Source organism: Micromonospora zingiberis (genome assembly GCF_004331455.1).
Classification (GTDB): domain Bacteria; phylum Actinomycetota; class Actinomycetes; order Mycobacteriales; family Micromonosporaceae; genus Micromonospora; species Micromonospora zingiberis.
The window spans coordinates 13,408-28,557 of sequence record NZ_SJJR01000019.1 but is presented as its reverse complement, the minus strand read 5'-3'; the positions used below and the strand labels follow the sequence as shown (position 1 = coordinate 28,557).

Sequence of the window (15,150 nt, the reverse complement as noted above, 5' to 3'; positions counted from 1 at the left end):
CTATTCCGCCGGCCAACCGGCCGCGTTGCTGACCGACTCGCGGGAGATGCCCGAGCCGGTGTTCGGCCAGTCACCGAACCGCTTGTCGTGCAGGTGGGCGAAGAAGTAGCAGAACTCCTCGCAGCTGGCATCGAGCAGCGCCATCGCCGGATCTGCCCGGACCGCCTCGTAGAACTCCCGGCCGACGGCGACGATGAACCCCCGGGCGTAGAGGAAACCGTCGTCGGAGCCGTCGGTGAACTCGTGGATGTCGGCGCGGTCGATGTCGTACAGCTTCCGCTCGGCGACCCGGTCGAGGGCGACCAGCTCCGGGGCCGGCAGCTCGGCGGCCAGGCCACCCAGCACGTCGAGGAAGGGCGCGAGCCAGGTGTGGATCGCGTACAGCTCGTCGTCCGGGTCGCTGTCCGGGTTCCGGTCGAGCAGGGCACGGCGGGCCGCCGCCGGCTCCGGGCCGAGCTGTGCCCACGCCTGCTCCAGCAACGCCCAGAAACGCGCCTCCTCCTCGGCGGTCGGCGACGAGGCGGAAACGGCAAGATCGATGTCAGTCACGGACGGGACGATAACCGCCCCCACCGACATCGGCGGGACGGCTACAGTACGACGCTGTGCAGACGACCGAAGTCACCATCGCCACCCCGGCGGATCGTCCACAGGTGATCGGCGGCCTGGTCGCCGCCTTCGCCCAGGACCCGGTGTTGCGCTATCTCTTCCCGGCCCCGGAGGACTACCCCCGGTTCGCCGCCGCGTTCTTCGGCAAGCTGTTCGACAAGCGGGTCGGGCTGGGCACGATCTGGACGATCGGGCCAGGTGCCTCGACCGCGATGTGGGAGCCGCCCTCCGGCGGGGATTCGTCGTCGGCCGAGGACCTCGACGCCCAGTCTCCGGCCGAGGATCTCGACGCCCAGCTTCCGGCTGACGTGCTCGCCCGGACCCGCGCCTACGACCGGGCGGTGCACGCCGCCCTGCCGGCCGCACCGTTCTGGTACCTCGGTGTGCTGGGCACCCACCCGGACAGCGCGGGACGTCAACTGGGTCGGGCGGTGATGACCGCCGGGCTGCGCCGCGCCGCCGCCGAGGGGCTGCCCGCGATCCTGGAGACCAGCAACCCGGCCAATGTCGAGTTCTACCGCCGCGCCGGATGGCAGGTCGTCCGCACCGTCGACGAGCCACTGCCGATCTGGATCATGCGGCAGTGACCGACCCGGCGGGATCGACGACGACCCACAACGGCCGAACCCGTACGCCGGACAGGCCCGGGCCGCCGCCCTCATCCGTGGTGCCGTGCCCGCGCCCTCACGCCACCGGGTCGGACGCCCTGTCCGCACGGCGTCGGCGCTGACGACCCAGCAGCCTGGCCACGGTCACCGGCAACACGTCCAGCACGACGACGAGCACGACCACCAAGGTGAGGATCTGGCCGATCGCCAGCCCTTGCAGCGCCAGCACCAGCCACGCGCCGGCGGCGGTGCAGAGCAGGTTCCGCCCGATGCGCAGGACGGCCACCCGGTTGGAGGTGGCCGCCTTCGGCATGCCGCCCCGCCGCCACAGCGTGGCGACCGCCGCACCGATCGCGAACAGAAGGCCCAACTGTGCCGCCCAGAAGGCAACCCGACCGATGCCGGCGCCGCTGGTCACCGACGGCGCGACGATGGTCGTCACCGCGAGCACGGCGAAGGCGGGTAGCGAGATGAAGAGGAACGCCACCGTCGCCACCTGCGCGGTTTGTCTCGGCAGGCTCACCGGCGGCTGGATCTGGTCCCCGACTTGGGCGAGAACGTCCTCGGAAGCCCAGACGAGTTTGCGGGCGGACGGCGTTTCGGGCCGCGGATGTGACATGGAGTTCAGCCTAGTTTGGACTGTCACGGGCGACATGACGGGCACGGTCAACGCCGGCCACCACCGCGCCGGACCGGCCACCGCGCAGTGGCACGCGACCGGATTCCCCCGAGCCGAGGGGCGGCACCCGCGCCGTCGTATTGTCGCCAGGCAGACCCCCCGACTACGCTGAGGAATTCCGTGGGCACCGAGGGCCGTGGCGTGGAGAAGCACCGGGCCACGGCCGCAGGGGTCCGCGTGCGAGGCTGGGCGCGGCGACGGTCAGGTTGCCGGCTGTCACCGGCATCGCGACAGGCGTGGGTTGAGTATGGGTGAGGTTGGTTGTGGTTTCAGTGGGCAAGATCATCCGGTTCGACGACGTGCGGGGCTACGGATTCATCGCACCATCGGCCGGCGGTGAGGACGTCTTCGTCCACGCCAACGATTTCGGCGAGCACCGTCAGCTGGTGCGGGTCGGCCTGCCGGTCGAGTACGAAGCCGTGGACAGCGACCGCGGCCTGAAGGCCGTGACGGTGCGTATCGTCGAGTCGGAGGCGACGGCGATCGGTAACGAACGCCGGTCCCGGGCCCGCGTCGAGGGCGACGACGAGATGTGCGACGTCCTGGCGCCGGCCGAGTTCACCGGGGCGGTGACGGAGATGCTGCTGCGCTGCTCGCCGTCGTTGACCGGCGCCCAGATCATCGCGATTCGGGAACGCTTCGCCGAGTTCGGCCGCTCCCACGGCTGGGTCGACGGCTGACCGGTCAGGCGTCGCTCACTCCGCGCGGCCATCCGGTCAGCACCCGCAACGGTGTTCCGCTGGCACGTTGACGAACCCACCGATCTTCGCCGTCAGGCCGTTCGCGCTGCGGCTCGCCGCCGCGAAGACCGTCGAGGGGCGGCCCACCGCGTCGCCCTGGTGGACTTCGAGCCGGCCGGGGCGACCTGTCTCCAGCAGGTGCGCGGCCAGGCAGCCGGCGCTGTTGGCGTTCACGATGTCTTCGTCGACTCCGATGGCCGGGGCGAACATGCGACCGGTCGCGGTTCGTCCCGTCGGCGACAGGGCGTAGACGAAGCAGCCGAGGTACCCGTTCCGGCGGCACTCGGTCGCCAGTTGGTCGAGGGCGGGCCGGATCGACAGCAGGAGTCCGCGTTCGCGGACCGGGACGAGTAACCGAGGTGTGCCCGGCGAGGCGATCCGCGCCCCGTCGGCGATGTCGTCGACGTCCAGCCCGAGGGCCGCCAGGATGCCGTCGTCGCGGGCGGCGGCGCTGTCACGCAGGTCGATGACGCCCTGGTCGAACCAGACCTCGACACCGTGACGGTGCCGGACGGCGGTCGTCGCGAACGTACGGTCACCCGTACGCTGCTGACCCTGGTGGCGGCTGTCGCCGCTGCGCTGCAACAGGACGGCCTGCGCGGCGATGGTGCCATGGCCACAGTTCCTGAGCTCGCGGTCAGCGGTGAAGAACCGGACGGTCGGTACGGCGCCGGGGCTGCCGCGGCTGACGACCGCGGCGTGTGAGGTGCCGGCGGTACGCACGACAGCGCACCCCCTCTCCTCGGTGAGGGTGCCGTCGTCGAACACGACCGCCGTAGGGCTGCCGCCCTGCCCGTCGCGGGTGCAGGACTCGACTACCGTGACCTGTTCGCCGGCGTACTGGGGGCGGTGGCACTGAGCTTCGAGGCCAGCGGCACCAGCGCGGTGTGGCCGACCGGCGCTCCTACTCATCGTCCGGAGCGAGGTCGGACGCCCACTCGTCGGACCATCTGACGAGCGGGCGTAGGGCCCGGTAGGCGCCGTGGCCGAGTTCGGTCAGCGCATAGGCGGTGTCCGGCTGCTGCTGCACGAGACGGGCGTCGAGCAGCTCGGTCAACCGCTGCCGCAGGACGCTCGACGACATGTTGTCGCAGCGCTGTTGCAGGGCGCGGAAACCGACCGGCCCGTGCCGCAACTCCCAGACGATGCGCAGGTTCCAGCGACGCCCGAACAGGTCGAGCGCGGCCATGAGCGGCCGCCCGGTACTCGATCCTCGTACCGGACGTCCTGGTCTGGGGACCGACATGGCCAGCCCTACCCCTCTTGCTGCTTCGGTTTCCGATACAGTACCGTCCCCGACATCGATTCGATTTCCGAAGCGAAGGTGGCGGGCATCGAGATGATGTTGCGTACTCCGTTATGTGACCGGCTGGGCATCGAGATCCCGATCGTTCAGGCACCGGTGGGATCCGCCGCGACCCCGGAACTGGTGGCTGCCGTTTCCGAGGCCGGTGGCCTCGGCATGCTGGCGTTGACCTGGCAGCACCCGGAGCAGGCACGCCGCAACATCCAGCGGGTCCGCGAACTGACCTCGCGGCCGTTCGGAGCCAATCTGGTCCTCGACTTCCGGGTGCACGACCTGTTGGCCGTGTGCCTGCACGAGGCGGTACCGATCATCTCGACCTTCTGGGGAGATCCGGCGCCGGTCGGTGCGGTCATCCGAGGGGCCGGAGCCGTACACCTGCACACGGTCGGCTCGGTGCCGGAGGCCGCCGACGCCGCTGCGGCCGGCGTCGACGTGATCGTGGCGCAAGGGTGGGAGGCCGGCGGTCACGTCCGTGGCCGGACCACCACCATGGCGCTGGTACCGGCCGTCGTGGACACGGTGCACCCGGTGCCGGTGATGGCCGCGGGCGGCATCGGCGACGGCCGTGGCCTCGCGGCGGCCCTGGCGCTCGGCGCACAGGGCGCCTGGCTCGGCACCCGGTTCCTGGCCGCCGTGGAGGCGTTCACCCACGAGGTGTACCGGCAGCACCTGATCGCCGCCGGCCCCGACGACACCGTCCACACCGGCTGCTTCGACGGAGGATGGCCGGACGCACCGCACCGGGCGCTACGAAACGGCACGCTGCGGCGCTGGGAACAGGCCGGCTCTCCCCCGCGCCCGAACCGCCCCGGCGAGGGCGATGTCATCGCCGTCGACGCGAACGGCATCGCCCACCACCGGTACGAGGACCTCATGCCGCTGCCGGGGATGACCGGCGCCCTGGCCGAGATGGCCATGTACGCCGGCCAGTCCGTGCAGTTCGTCAAGGAGGTCCGCCCGGCACGGCACATCGTCGGTGACATCGCCACACAGGCCGCCGCCTGTCTCGACAGACTTCGGCACGCCCCGTGACGCGCCCGGTGTTGTTCGATGTCGACGGCGTACCAGTCGACTCCTACCCCGCATATCGCCGAATCTGGCGCCGATGGGCGGCACACCGCCGCCTCGACCCGGCGGCTTCCCTGGGCGACACGATCCCCCTCATCGAGCGATGGACAGGCGCTACGCACCACCAGACCTAGGTCATTTAGCTATCCCAGACTCAGGTTGTGCTTCTCCAGCGCGTCCTGGATGATCCCGAGCGCTTTCGGTCCCATGCCGTGCAGCTTCGCCAACTCGGCCCGTGGCACCCCGGCAAGGTCGCGCAGTGTCGAATAGCCGGAGTTGTCGAGTGCGCGGGTGGCGGGCGCACCAATCTTGGGCAGGGTGTCGAGATCAGGATTCACGGCTTGACTTTAAAGCGACCGGCAATAGGCCGACACGTCCTGATAGCCAGCCCGCCACCCAGGGCGGGGAAGATCTTGGTACGAATCTGCCCCTTGAGGGGCGCACTCGTACCAAGATCTCGGATGCCTTGGCGTGGCAGCGAGCCTGCCAATTGGTTGCCTAGGGTCAGTGACGGGCCCATGGGCATGTGCCCGGCCGCTCGACCTCCCGCTGCGTCACCACCACCAATTGCCGGCCGCTCTTAAGCGGAGCCGGCCCCAGGCAGCGCAGTGGAACTGACAAGCCCCTATTCGGGCGCCGCCAACTGCTGCGCCAGCCGCTCCACCCCACCCTTGATCAGCCGCCCGTACTCGTCATCACCCAGCGCGCCGATCTTCGCCTGCGCACGATGGAGGTGCTCGCGGGCACGGTCGAGATCGCCGAGCCTGCGGTGGCACTCCGCCAGATTGAGATGCAACGACGGGTACAAGCCGACCACCGGCAGCGCCACCCCAGCCCCGGCAACGTCGGCATCGGTGAGCAGGTCGGCCGCTGCCAACGCGCGCTGATCCCAGATCAACTCCTGGTGTACGTCGTCCTGCACATCGGCCATCGAGTGCGCGAGCACGCAAACGTGCAACGGATCGCCCTGCTCTCCGCCCAACTCGTCCCAGATCTGCGCGAACAATTCGCGAGCAGCCTCCCGTTGGCCGCGATGATGATGCAGTTCCACTGCCTCACCGATACGGACGAGCATGGCGTCGGTGATCATGGTTTCTCCTACGCTCGCGGAATCAGCCGGCTCGGTCAGGCGTATCCGGATCAGTCCTCGATCACGGGACGGATGGGTGACAGGAACGGATCGAGGCGTTCGTTGATCTCGCCCCGCGCCATGACGTGCACCCGGAACGCGTTCGGGCCGGGCGGGTCGGGCATGTCCTCGTCCTTTTCGTACAGGAGGCCGTAGGAACCCGGCAGCCGTCGTACGACGAACTGGAGCACCTGGCTCATGCCCGCCGCCTCGTCCCGACGTCGGTTGGCCACCCCGTGCAGGAGCAGGTAGTACTCCCCGTTGAGTACCGTCACCTGCGCCAACACGTTCGTCGGGAACTCCAGACCGGCCACCAGTTCGGTCAACTCGTCGACGATGGCGTCGAGTTGGCCGGTGTCCGACTCCTCGGTGGTCTGCGAGAGGCGGCACCAACCGTGCAACTCGTACATGCCACCCCCGGGACTGTCTGGTGTCGATGCCGTACCGGACAGCGTATTCGTGCAATCCCCTGGTCACTACGCGCCCGACGTCAGGTCCTCGCCGCGTCCACCGGGTTGCCGTGCTGTCGGGTGAGCCGTTCGGCGATGGCGTCGACCGAGTCGTGGACCTGGGCGTGCAGGGCACCCAGGTCGACGCCGACGAGGCGCCTGTCCCACTTGCGGACCCGGCCCGCGACCCAGACCGAGGTGATGTTGCTGCGGTCGGCACCGAGCACGACGGTCCCGATCGGGTCGTGCAGCGGCATGGTGTTGAGGTCCTCGGCGTCGATCACGATGAGATCCGCCTGCTTTCCGGGTGTGACGGATCCGGTGACGTGGTCGAGCCGGAGCGTACGGGCGCCGGAGAGGGTCGCGAAGTCGAGGACGTCCCGCGTGGTGATGCGTACCGGCTCGGCGTCGGTACCGTAGGCGGCGTGGACGGCGCGCATGCGCTGGACGGCCAACAGGGTACGCATCTGGGTGAACATGTCCGACGCGAGCGCCACCTCGACATCCACCGACAGGCCGGGCCGGATGCCGTGTGCGAGTGCCTCGTCCACCGGGGGTACGGCGTCCTCAAGGCCGATCTGCATGTCGGAGGTCGGTGCGAGCGACACGGTGACGCCCGCGTCGCGCATCGCGGCCCAGGCGTCGGCGGACAGGGCGGTCGAGTGGATCGATTCGAGGTGTGGCCCGAGCAGCTTCTCCCGCTCCCACCGGACGATCGCCTCGGATGCCGCGGCCCCGAACATCACGTCGAGGCTCACCCCGATGTCGAGGTCCGCGGCGACCCGGGCCAGGTCATGGCCGTAGGCGAGGCGTGCCCCGGCGATCTCGGGTGTGGCGAGGGCGGCGAGTCGCAGCGTGACGAGTTGGTCGTCGGTGGAGAAGTACGTCGACCGCAGCCTGGCCAGGTCACCCGGCCACTGCTGGTCCCAGTCACCGAAGTGCGGGCTCATGGACGCGTGTACGCCCCGGATGCCGGTGTCGAGCAGTGCGGTGATCGCGGCGTCGGAGTGTTCCCGGGTTCGGGAGTTGTGGGAGAAGTCGAGCATGGTGGTGATCCCGCCGTCGAGCGCGGTCAACGCCGCCAGCCGGGTTCCGACGTACATGTCGTGCGGCCCGTACCGCGGCGCCACCCGCACCAGCGTGGACTGGAGATACTCCACGAGGTCGTCGACGTCGGGGATCGTACGTCTCATTTGGGCCTGCCACGCGTGCCGATGCGTGTCCACGAACCCGGGCGCGACGATGGAACCCGACACGTCGACGACGATCGCGTCGGCAACGGTCAGGGCAGGGCCGACTTCCGCGATCCGGTCGCCGCGCAGGAGCACGTCGGCGCGTTCGAGCGTGCCGAGCGCCGGGTCCATGGTCACCACCGTGCCGCCGGTGAGCAGGACGAGCCGGTCCGGATCAGGTTCGGCGGCGGTGAGCGTCTCCAGCGTGGACGAGAGTTGACCGGTCATCGGGTCTGCCTCCGGTGCATCGTGTAGCCGGCGTGGTGCAGGGTGTCCCCGTCGAACCGGCCGAAGGCCCAGAACCCGAGGTCGTCGAGGTAGTCGATGCGGTCGCCGTCGATCCAGTAGCGGCCCTGGAAGGCGTGTCGGCGCCCGCCCCGGGTCTCGTCGTAGCGGCCGTCGGCGGTCAGCTCCTGGTGCAGGAAGTCCTCGGTGTCGACCCAGACGCCGACCCGCTCCGGATCGACGTGGCCCGCGCCGCCGCCCTCCGCGTCCGTGGTCGCGTCGGGCTGCGACGCGGGAGTGAGCACGGTCCCGTCCCACACCACGGGCATGCCGTCACGCAGCACGGCGCGCAGCCGCTCCGGACCGGTCAGTGCGGCCCGCAGCGCCGCGTCCAGGTCCGGCGCGTCGGTGTCGGCCAGGACGGCGAGGTGCGCCGGGGCGCCCGGTGCGAGGGTGCCGGGGCCTTCCCCGCGCCGGGCGCCCATGGACACCGCGCTCAGGTCGACCACGCCGGGGACGATCGTGGTGCCGGCGGCGCGGACGACCACGGCGCCGTCGTCGTCGGCGGCGTTGACGATGCCCGGTCCGACGCCGACGACGAGCCCTCCGCCGATCAACACGTCGGCGTGCTTCATGGTCCCGATGACCGGGTCGAGGGTGTGCACGGTGGCGTCGGTCAGCAGCAGCGGGCGGCCGGTGCCCGTACGAACGGCTTGCAGATCGGCCGCGGTGAAAGTGTCAGGTACGTCGGTCATGTGCTCCACCCTGCGGGCGGCGCGGGTACGGCGGAAGGTCGCGGCTGTCCTGGTAGCGCTGGGACCAGGCTCCCGACGGACGGGATGCCTAGCCTGGTCGGCATGGCGATTCCGAGACTGGGTGACTACCTGAGGAGCCGGCGCGCCCAGGTGACGCCGCGCGAGGTCGGCCTGCCCGAGGATGGGCAGCGACGCGTTCCGGGCCTGCGCCGCGAAGAGGTGGCGATGCTGGCCCGGATCAGCGTCGACTACTACCTGAGGCTGGAGCAGGGCCGCGAGCGGCGACCGTCGCCGCAGGTCCTGGAGGCCCTGAGCGACGCGCTGTTGCTGGACGACGACGGCCGACTGCACCTGTACCGGGTCGCGGGAATGACGCCACTGCCGCGTCGCGAGAGCCGGGCCGAGCGGACCGACCCCCAACTGCTGGCGATGGCCGAACTGTGGGACCGTACGCCGGCGGTGATCCTGGGACGGGCCTACGACGTGCTGGCCGCGAACGCGTTGGGGCGAGCGGTCTTCGCCCACCTCCAGCCCGGCACGAACCTGCTGCTGGCGATCTTCCTCGATCCGTCGGTCCGCTCCTTCTACGCCGACTGGGAGACGGCCGCGGCCAACGTGGTCGCCGGATTCCACTTCCTCGAAGGCGCCCGGCCGCACGACCCGCGGATCCAGGAGGTGCTCCGGACGGCCACCGCGCAGAGCCCGGAGTTCGCCGACCTGTGGCGCCGACGCGACGTACGGGGCAAATCCGCCGCGGCGAAGGTCCTGCACCATCCCGAGGTCGGCGAACTCACCCTCCGCATGCAGACCTTCGACGTGCGCTCCGCCCCGGGGCAGCAACTGATCGTCTACCACGCGCAGGAGGGCACGCCGACCGCCGACGCGCTGCGCCTGCTCGGCTCGCTGGCGGTGTCCCGCCCCGCGCACGAGAACCCCGCACCCCGGAGGACTTCATGAGGCACCCTTTCAGGCTCGTGTTCGGCGCCGCGTGCGTCGCCGTACTTCTCACCGCCTGCTCCGTCGGGCCGGACCGCGCAGGCCCCACCGCCGCCGAGGACACGGCGCAGCGGCAGGAACCCACACCGTTCGGGACCGCGTCGGCGGCGCCACCGGCCAGCGGCCAAGACGTGGCGCCGCATCCGTACGTCGGGATGTGGGTGACCGCCGACGGGCACATCCGCCAGATGCTGCTGGCGAACGGCCGCTACGACGAGGCCCGCGGTGAGCGGGAGAGCGCCTACACGGGCTCGTACCAGATCTCCGGAACCCGGATCGAGTACGTCGACGACACCGGTTTCAGCGCGGACGGAACCTTCGACGGGGACGTCCTGCACCACGCCGGCTACGTCTTCTACCGCCAGGACAGCGACGCACACCGGCAAGCGAAGGAGCAACGACGATGACGAACCACACGCCACGGCACCACCGGCGCCTGCTGCTGACGGCGGGAGTCGCCGGCGGGCTGGCGATGTTCACCGGGAACGCCACGGCCTCTGCACAACCCCGTCCGGGCATCGACGGGCCACCGCACGGCCGGCCGGCCGGCGAGCGCCGCAACCTGGCGGCGGTGACCCGGGCCTTCGAACGGCAGAACGCCGGCGGCGACATCTACGAGATCCTCCACGACGACGTCGAGTGGACCATCGTCAACGGCCGTACCTACCCCTCCAAGGCCGAGTTCCTCGCCGAGGGCGCGGCACCGATCATGGATCGACTGGCCACGACGCTCATGATGCGGATTCGGGACATGTGGGCCGACGGCGACACCGTGATCGTCCGCTTCGACGGCGACGCCACGGCGATCGACGGCGTCGAGTACCACAACGAGTACTGCTGGATCTGGCAGCTGCGACGCGAACGCGTCGTCCGCTGCTACGCCTTCCTGGACCTGATCGCCGTACGCGAACTCATCGACCGCATCGAGCTGGACTGACCAGGCGTCAGACCGGCCCGGTTGCTGCCCGGTCCCACTGGTCGACGGCCGCCCCTGCGGGGGGCGGCCGTCGACTCGTGAGGACTACCTACGGCCCGCCGCCCGGTAGGCGGCGCCCGCCTCGGTGGCGGTGCCGTTCTCGCGGTACAGGCCGTGCGGCGCGTGCTCACCGGCGGCCGGCAGGGCGAACCAGGAATACCGCTCGACGTACGGCGTGGCCTCCAATGCGGCGGTCGCCTTGTCGATGAACGTGACGAGTTGCTGCGGCGACGGGTAGCGCGGCGGCTTCTCGCTGAAGTCGATCAGGCCGAACTCGGTGACCCAGATCGGCAGGCCATAGCGGTCGTGGACCTTCTGCACGTAATCCATCAGGTGGAGCGCGGCCTCGTCGCCGAAGTACGAGCCGTACCAGTGCAGGGCGATGAAGTCGACCCGCAGCCCTCGGTCACGGGCGCCGGAGAGGAACCGGTCCAGCCAGCCGCCCGGAATGTGGGCGCCGAAGGCGACGGCCGGGCTACCCAGCCGCATCCCGGTGCCCTGAAGCCGGGGCCACAGGTCCAGCGCGTGCTCGACCGACATGTTCGCCTGCATCGGCAGGTCCGGCTCGTTGAAGCCGAGCAGCGTACGGCCGGACCGCTGGGCGGTGGCCAGATCGGCGTCGTTGACGAACGCGGCACCCCAGATCATCGGTACGAACTCCGCCTGCGCCGGCACGTCGCTGTTCGACGGGGACCAGTCGTGGTACCAGGCCGCACCCACGTCGCGGATGCCATCGGCGCCGGGCGGAAACGCCCAGGTGGCGACGCCCTTCTTCGCCACCGGCCCCGGAGCTGGGCCACCGCCACCGGCCGGTGCCCACGCCTGCGTGGGCGCGCCGGAGCAGCTGCGGATCTGCAACTCCGTCCCAGTCGCCGCCCCGCCGAACGCGTCCAGGCACTTGCCGGAACCCGTGTTGATCAGGCGCCCGTCGTCCAACACCCAACTCTGCGCCCCGGTGCCGTTACATTCCCACAGCTGCACCCGCGCGCCGTCGCTGTGGGAGCCACCGGAGACGTCCAGGCACTTGCCCAACGCGCGAAGCGCACCCCGCTGCCCCACCCCGACCCAGTCTTGCGCGTTGGTGCCGTTGCAGTCCCACAGCCAGACGGTGGTGCCGCTCGCGGTTCCGGCCCACTGGACATCGACGCACTTCCCGGCCACACCGACGATCTGGGTGCTGGACTCGGCCATCGCCGCCGGCGCGGCGGCCACCCCGGCCACCGCCGCCAAGCAGGTCAGGGCCGCGATGACACGCACGAGCCGCCTGCGGCTCACATTAGGTGAGGTCATGAAGGACGCTCCTCGATCTCCATGGCTGGTTGCGGGTACCACGGCGCGCGAGCAGCCACGGTTCACCGACCCGTGGCTCCTTTTCGGATCACCCGCCCCGGCGACGACCACGGCCGTTCCCGCATTGCATGGCCGCACGGTCCTCCGGCGCGGCGCTGGCTCACGGCGGTCACCTTGTCGCCCGACTCAGGCCCGGAGATCGACACCATGATCGGCGGAACCGCTTGGCGGTGCGGTGCGCGGACCGGGCGGGGTGACCGGAAGGCGGGCGTCGGTGACGTTGTCGAACCGGCTGTCACCGCCACGGACGAGCACGAAGTGCCGGGTGATCGCGGCCTGGTAGACCCGCAGCGGCCCCGCCGGTTCGAGGTCCTCCGGCCCGAGTTGCTGACCGTCCGGCAGACGGGCGTTGAGCACGGCGAGGGCGGCAGCGCGAGCGTCGCTGGCGACCGGCGCCGCGGTCGCCTCCAGGTAGAGCGCCTCCGCCCCGCCGATAGGCGCGTGCGAGTCGAAGACCGTGATCGCCACGTCCGGGCGCACGCCGATGTTGCGGGAATGCCGGCTGTCGGGTGCGGACACCCACAGGATCCGGTACTCGCCGTCGGCCGCGAAGAACACCGGAGTGGCCCACGGGCGACCCTGTTCGTCGGCGGTACCGAGGACGGCGTACCGATGCTCCGCGAGCAGGTGCGGCACGCGCGCCCACATCGACGTACGCACCTGCTGCTGATCGGCCACGTGCACCGCCGTCGGGGTCCGCTCGGCACCAGCGGGTCCCAGGTCTGCCATCAGTCCTCCCGGTCGTCGTTGTGCTGTCGGAAGCCAACCAGCCGGTCAGGTCGGGTGTCGCCCCGGGTTCCTACTGCTCGTTCTCCCGAAGGTCGGCCTTGAGCTGAGCCGCCAACCCATAACACAGGCTTCGGAGCTCGTCGATCCGCTCGTAGGCGGTGGGTTCTTGGCTGGGTGAGGGCTGATTGCTCCCGTCGAGCGAGAGGTCGCTGATGCTCCCATGCCGCCGTACGCACTCAACCAGTAGTCGAGCCCACCCGCGTCTGCGGCATCGATTCGGATCAGCGTCCGATCTGCCCACTGCGCCCAATGCTCGTTGTCATGCTGACGTAGCAACTCGCGCAACTCGACCAGTGCGCTGCGAAACCGCCGGAAGTTCTCGTCGATGCGCGAGTGCGGCACCTTGACCAAAGCTCACCCCTCCTCCTGGTTCGACTCGCGGATGAGTCATGTCACGACCATGCTCGCTGGGTTCGCCGCCACCGCTGCGGGGTGATGTCGTAGCGTTCGCGGAAGCGGCGGACGAGATAGGTGGCGTCGCGCAGGCCGGTGCGGGCGGCCACGGCGTCGAGCGACAGGTCGGTCTCACGGAGCAGTCGCCGGACCTCGGTCATGCGCCGTTCGGTGATCCAGTCAAGCAGTGGGCGGCCGGTGCGCCGACGGAGCACGGTCGTGAGGTGTCCCGGGGTGTAGCCAAGCGTGCGGGCGACATCGGCGGCGGAGACCGGCTCCCGGAAAGTCGCCTCGATCTCGGCGAAGACTCGCTCCACGAGCGGGTCCGGCGGGGCCGGAGCGCTGGGTGCCAGTCGCCCGGCCGCGACCAGGAGTCGGGTCAGCAGTGCGGCGACGGCCTCGCGGGCACCGAGGCGGCCTGGGTCGGCGAGTTCCTCGGCCAGGTCCGCCAGCCACGCAGACCAGTTCGCCCGGTCGGGCTCGGCGATCCGACCGGGCCCGGCGCTGGACGCGAACAGGGCAAGGAGAGGATGGTGCGTCCAGGCCAGTGGGGAGACCGAGGTCAGGGCGGGGACCGCGTCCGGGGTGAACGCGACCGACCATGCGCGGCCGCGGCCGAGTTCGGCGGCCGGGACGCCGATGACCTGCCCGGGCGATACCGCGTGGACCTCACCGGCGCACAGCCGCCGTTCGACGCCGTCGACGGTGAACGAGCCCATGTCCTCCTCGACATAGACCAGGACGAGGAAGTCGTGGGCGTGCCGGTGGTCCGGCGGGAGGCTGGGGTGGTCGGCTTCGGCGGCGAGGCGGATCACCGAGACGGGAGGCAGGCCGGGGCGCTGCCGGTAGCGGTAGACCGGCGTCCCGTCGGGCCGTACGGTACGCAGCCTCGACGGGCGTCCCGGCGAGTCGATGGCCAAAGAATGTCCCATGGTCCCCACGTTAAATCCTGCTCGGTAACCGCAGAATATCCAAGACTTGGAGGTGACGACACCGGGTCCGCCGGAGACCACCGAGGCAGACCCGCCACCGCTCGCACAGGAGGCATCCATGGCAGCGTCGACCCACGTACGCATTCTCGACCAGCGGACTCCGGAGGATCGGAACCGCCCGTTCCTGCCGGGCGCGGGAAAGACCTGGCTGCTCCCGTTCTACGACGCCTTCAGCCGGGTGGCCGGCGTGGCCGCGCTACAGGAACGTGCGGTCGAACTCGCCGGCATCGAGCCCGGCCAGACGGTGGCCGACATCGGCTGTGGCACGGGCAACCTGTCGTTCGCCGTGCTCGCCACCGAGCCGAGCGCGCGGGTGACCGGCCTCGACCCCGACGGGGACGCGCTGCGCAGGGCAGCGCGAAAGGCGCGTCGCCGCGGCGTCGCGCTGACCCTCGTGCAGGGATATGCCGACCGGATCCCCGCCGAGGACACCTCGCTCGACCATGTGGTCTCGTCGTTGGCCCTGCACCACATCGATGACGCCGGCCGGACCGCGTTCGCGCGCGACGCGCTGCGTGCTCTCCGGCCGGGAGGAAGGGTCACGGTCCTCGACTTCGGCGGCCCAGCAGCCAACGTCGAGGACGCCGGGCACCCGGCACACCGCCACGGCCACAGCCCGGTCCACGCCCTCCGGCACCTGACCCGTCCCATGCGTTCCCGGGTGGCGCACAGCCCCGTCGTGGCCCGCAACCACAGCGATGGCATCGTCACGCTCCTGGCCGACGCCGGGTTCGGCGACGCCCGGGAGGTCGCACACGCCGACCACAGGTTCGGCCGGGTCACCTTCGTACAGGCAACCCGGCCCTTGAGCTGAACCCGATGGGAGGTCGGCAGACCCACCCACGCCACGCGAT

At 70.5% G+C, this 15,150-nt stretch carries 20 protein-coding genes; 7 read left to right on the top strand and 13 right to left on the bottom strand.

Features of this window, described 5'->3' with window-relative positions; all coding sequences use genetic code 11:
* Positions 1 to 549: a DUF4240 domain-containing protein gene (locus E0H26_RS22850; RefSeq protein WP_240742318.1), complete on the bottom strand. Its 549-nt coding sequence runs from the start codon at positions 547 to 549 to the stop codon at positions 1 to 3.
* 56 nt (positions 550 to 605) lie between these two features.
* Here E0H26_RS22850 and E0H26_RS22845 point away from each other — a divergent pair, with 56 nt between their 5' ends.
* Positions 606 to 1,196 (top strand): GNAT family N-acetyltransferase, encoded by a 591-nt coding sequence (locus E0H26_RS22845; protein ID WP_131307055.1) that lies wholly within the window; start codon positions 606 to 608, stop codon positions 1,194 to 1,196.
* A gap of 97 nt (positions 1,197 to 1,293) precedes the next feature.
* On the opposite strand, the gene E0H26_RS22840 is transcribed toward E0H26_RS22845, so the two are convergent.
* Entirely contained in the window at positions 1,294 to 1,836 is a 543-nt protein-coding gene (locus tag E0H26_RS22840; RefSeq protein WP_131307053.1) for a hypothetical protein, read from the bottom strand.
* Positions 1,837 to 2,159: 323 nt separating this feature from the next.
* Here E0H26_RS22840 and E0H26_RS22835 point away from each other — a divergent pair, with 323 nt between their 5' ends.
* Entirely contained in the window at positions 2,160 to 2,576 is a 417-nt protein-coding gene (locus tag E0H26_RS22835; RefSeq protein ID WP_131307051.1) for a cold shock domain-containing protein, read from the top strand.
* A 36-nt stretch (positions 2,577 to 2,612) separates the two neighbouring features.
* On the opposite strand, the gene E0H26_RS22830 is transcribed toward E0H26_RS22835, so the two are convergent.
* Positions 2,613 to 3,548, bottom strand: coding sequence for a PhzF family phenazine biosynthesis protein (locus E0H26_RS22830; protein ID WP_131307049.1), 936 nt, complete (start codon positions 3,546 to 3,548; stop codon positions 2,613 to 2,615).
* Positions 3,541 to 3,825, bottom strand: a complete 285-nt coding sequence (locus E0H26_RS22825) for a winged helix-turn-helix transcriptional regulator (RefSeq protein ID WP_131307047.1) — start codon at positions 3,823 to 3,825, stop codon at positions 3,541 to 3,543. Before E0H26_RS22825 ends, E0H26_RS22830 begins: the two co-directional genes overlap by 8 nt.
* A gap of 150 nt (positions 3,826 to 3,975) precedes the next feature.
* On the opposite strand from E0H26_RS22825, the gene E0H26_RS22820 reads away from it, so the two are divergent.
* Entirely contained in the window at positions 3,976 to 4,974 is a 999-nt protein-coding gene (locus tag E0H26_RS22820) for an NAD(P)H-dependent flavin oxidoreductase (RefSeq protein WP_165521960.1), read from the top strand.
* A gap of 179 nt (positions 4,975 to 5,153) precedes the next feature.
* Here the strand turns inward: E0H26_RS22820 and E0H26_RS22810 are convergent, their stop codons facing one another.
* The 5 genes from E0H26_RS22810 to E0H26_RS22790 all read right to left on the bottom strand — a co-directional run bounded on the left by E0H26_RS22810 (position 5,154) and on the right by E0H26_RS22790 (position 8,800).
* Positions 5,154 to 5,348: a helix-hairpin-helix domain-containing protein gene (locus E0H26_RS22810; RefSeq protein ID WP_131307045.1), complete on the bottom strand. Its 195-nt coding sequence runs from the start codon at positions 5,346 to 5,348 to the stop codon at positions 5,154 to 5,156.
* 287 nt (positions 5,349 to 5,635) lie between these two features.
* Entirely contained in the window at positions 5,636 to 6,100 is a 465-nt protein-coding gene (locus E0H26_RS22805; protein WP_131307043.1) for a hypothetical protein, read from the bottom strand.
* A 50-nt stretch (positions 6,101 to 6,150) separates the two neighbouring features.
* Complete coding sequence (locus E0H26_RS22800; protein ID WP_131307041.1) at positions 6,151 to 6,549, bottom strand: Imm7 family immunity protein; 399 nt, start codon at positions 6,547 to 6,549, stop codon at positions 6,151 to 6,153.
* Between the two features lie 80 nt (positions 6,550 to 6,629).
* A complete protein-coding gene (locus E0H26_RS22795) occupies positions 6,630 to 8,048 on the bottom strand; it encodes an amidohydrolase family protein (protein WP_131307039.1) in 1,419 nt (472 codons plus the stop codon).
* On the bottom strand, positions 8,045 to 8,800 hold the full coding sequence (locus tag E0H26_RS22790) for an Atu4866 domain-containing protein (RefSeq protein ID WP_131307037.1): 756 nt from the start codon (positions 8,798 to 8,800) through the stop codon (positions 8,045 to 8,047). The genes E0H26_RS22795 and E0H26_RS22790 overlap by 4 nt, the downstream gene beginning before the upstream one ends.
* A gap of 102 nt (positions 8,801 to 8,902) precedes the next feature.
* On the opposite strand from E0H26_RS22790, the gene E0H26_RS22785 reads away from it, so the two are divergent.
* The 3 genes from E0H26_RS22785 to E0H26_RS22775 are packed head-to-tail and all read left to right on the top strand — an operon-like array spanning position 8,903 to position 10,733.
* Positions 8,903 to 9,757 carry a helix-turn-helix transcriptional regulator gene (locus tag E0H26_RS22785; protein ID WP_131307035.1) on the top strand — a complete coding sequence of 285 codons (855 nt, stop codon included), beginning with the start codon at positions 8,903 to 8,905 and terminating at the stop codon, positions 9,755 to 9,757.
* Entirely contained in the window at positions 9,754 to 10,203 is a 450-nt protein-coding gene (locus E0H26_RS22780) for an Atu4866 domain-containing protein (protein ID WP_131307034.1), read from the top strand. Before E0H26_RS22785 ends, E0H26_RS22780 begins: the two co-directional genes overlap by 4 nt.
* On the top strand, positions 10,200 to 10,733 hold the full coding sequence (locus tag E0H26_RS22775; RefSeq protein WP_206025312.1) for a nuclear transport factor 2 family protein: 534 nt from the start codon (positions 10,200 to 10,202) through the stop codon (positions 10,731 to 10,733). Before E0H26_RS22780 ends, E0H26_RS22775 begins: the two co-directional genes overlap by 4 nt.
* A gap of 84 nt (positions 10,734 to 10,817) precedes the next feature.
* Here E0H26_RS22775 and E0H26_RS22770 read toward each other — a convergent pair whose 3' ends face one another.
* The 4 genes from E0H26_RS22770 to E0H26_RS29640 form a co-directional block, all read right to left on the bottom strand.
* Complete coding sequence (locus E0H26_RS22770; protein ID WP_240742317.1) at positions 10,818 to 12,029, bottom strand: glycoside hydrolase family protein; 1,212 nt, start codon at positions 12,027 to 12,029, stop codon at positions 10,818 to 10,820.
* A 219-nt stretch (positions 12,030 to 12,248) separates the two neighbouring features.
* Positions 12,249 to 12,851, bottom strand: a complete 603-nt coding sequence (locus E0H26_RS22765) for a pyridoxamine 5'-phosphate oxidase family protein (RefSeq protein WP_131307030.1) — start codon at positions 12,849 to 12,851, stop codon at positions 12,249 to 12,251.
* A 45-nt stretch (positions 12,852 to 12,896) separates the two neighbouring features.
* Entirely contained in the window at positions 12,897 to 13,253 is a 357-nt protein-coding gene (locus E0H26_RS30630; protein ID WP_420812865.1) for a DUF6966 domain-containing protein, read from the bottom strand.
* A 50-nt stretch (positions 13,254 to 13,303) separates the two neighbouring features.
* Positions 13,304 to 14,236 carry a helix-turn-helix domain-containing protein gene (locus tag E0H26_RS29640; protein WP_206025310.1) on the bottom strand — a complete coding sequence of 311 codons (933 nt, stop codon included), beginning with the start codon at positions 14,234 to 14,236 and terminating at the stop codon, positions 13,304 to 13,306.
* A 118-nt stretch (positions 14,237 to 14,354) separates the two neighbouring features.
* Between E0H26_RS29640 and E0H26_RS22755 the strand changes: the two genes are divergently transcribed.
* Positions 14,355 to 15,110, top strand: coding sequence for a class I SAM-dependent methyltransferase (locus E0H26_RS22755; protein ID WP_131307028.1), 756 nt, complete (start codon positions 14,355 to 14,357; stop codon positions 15,108 to 15,110).
* Positions 15,111 to 15,150: the final 40 nt, after the last annotated feature.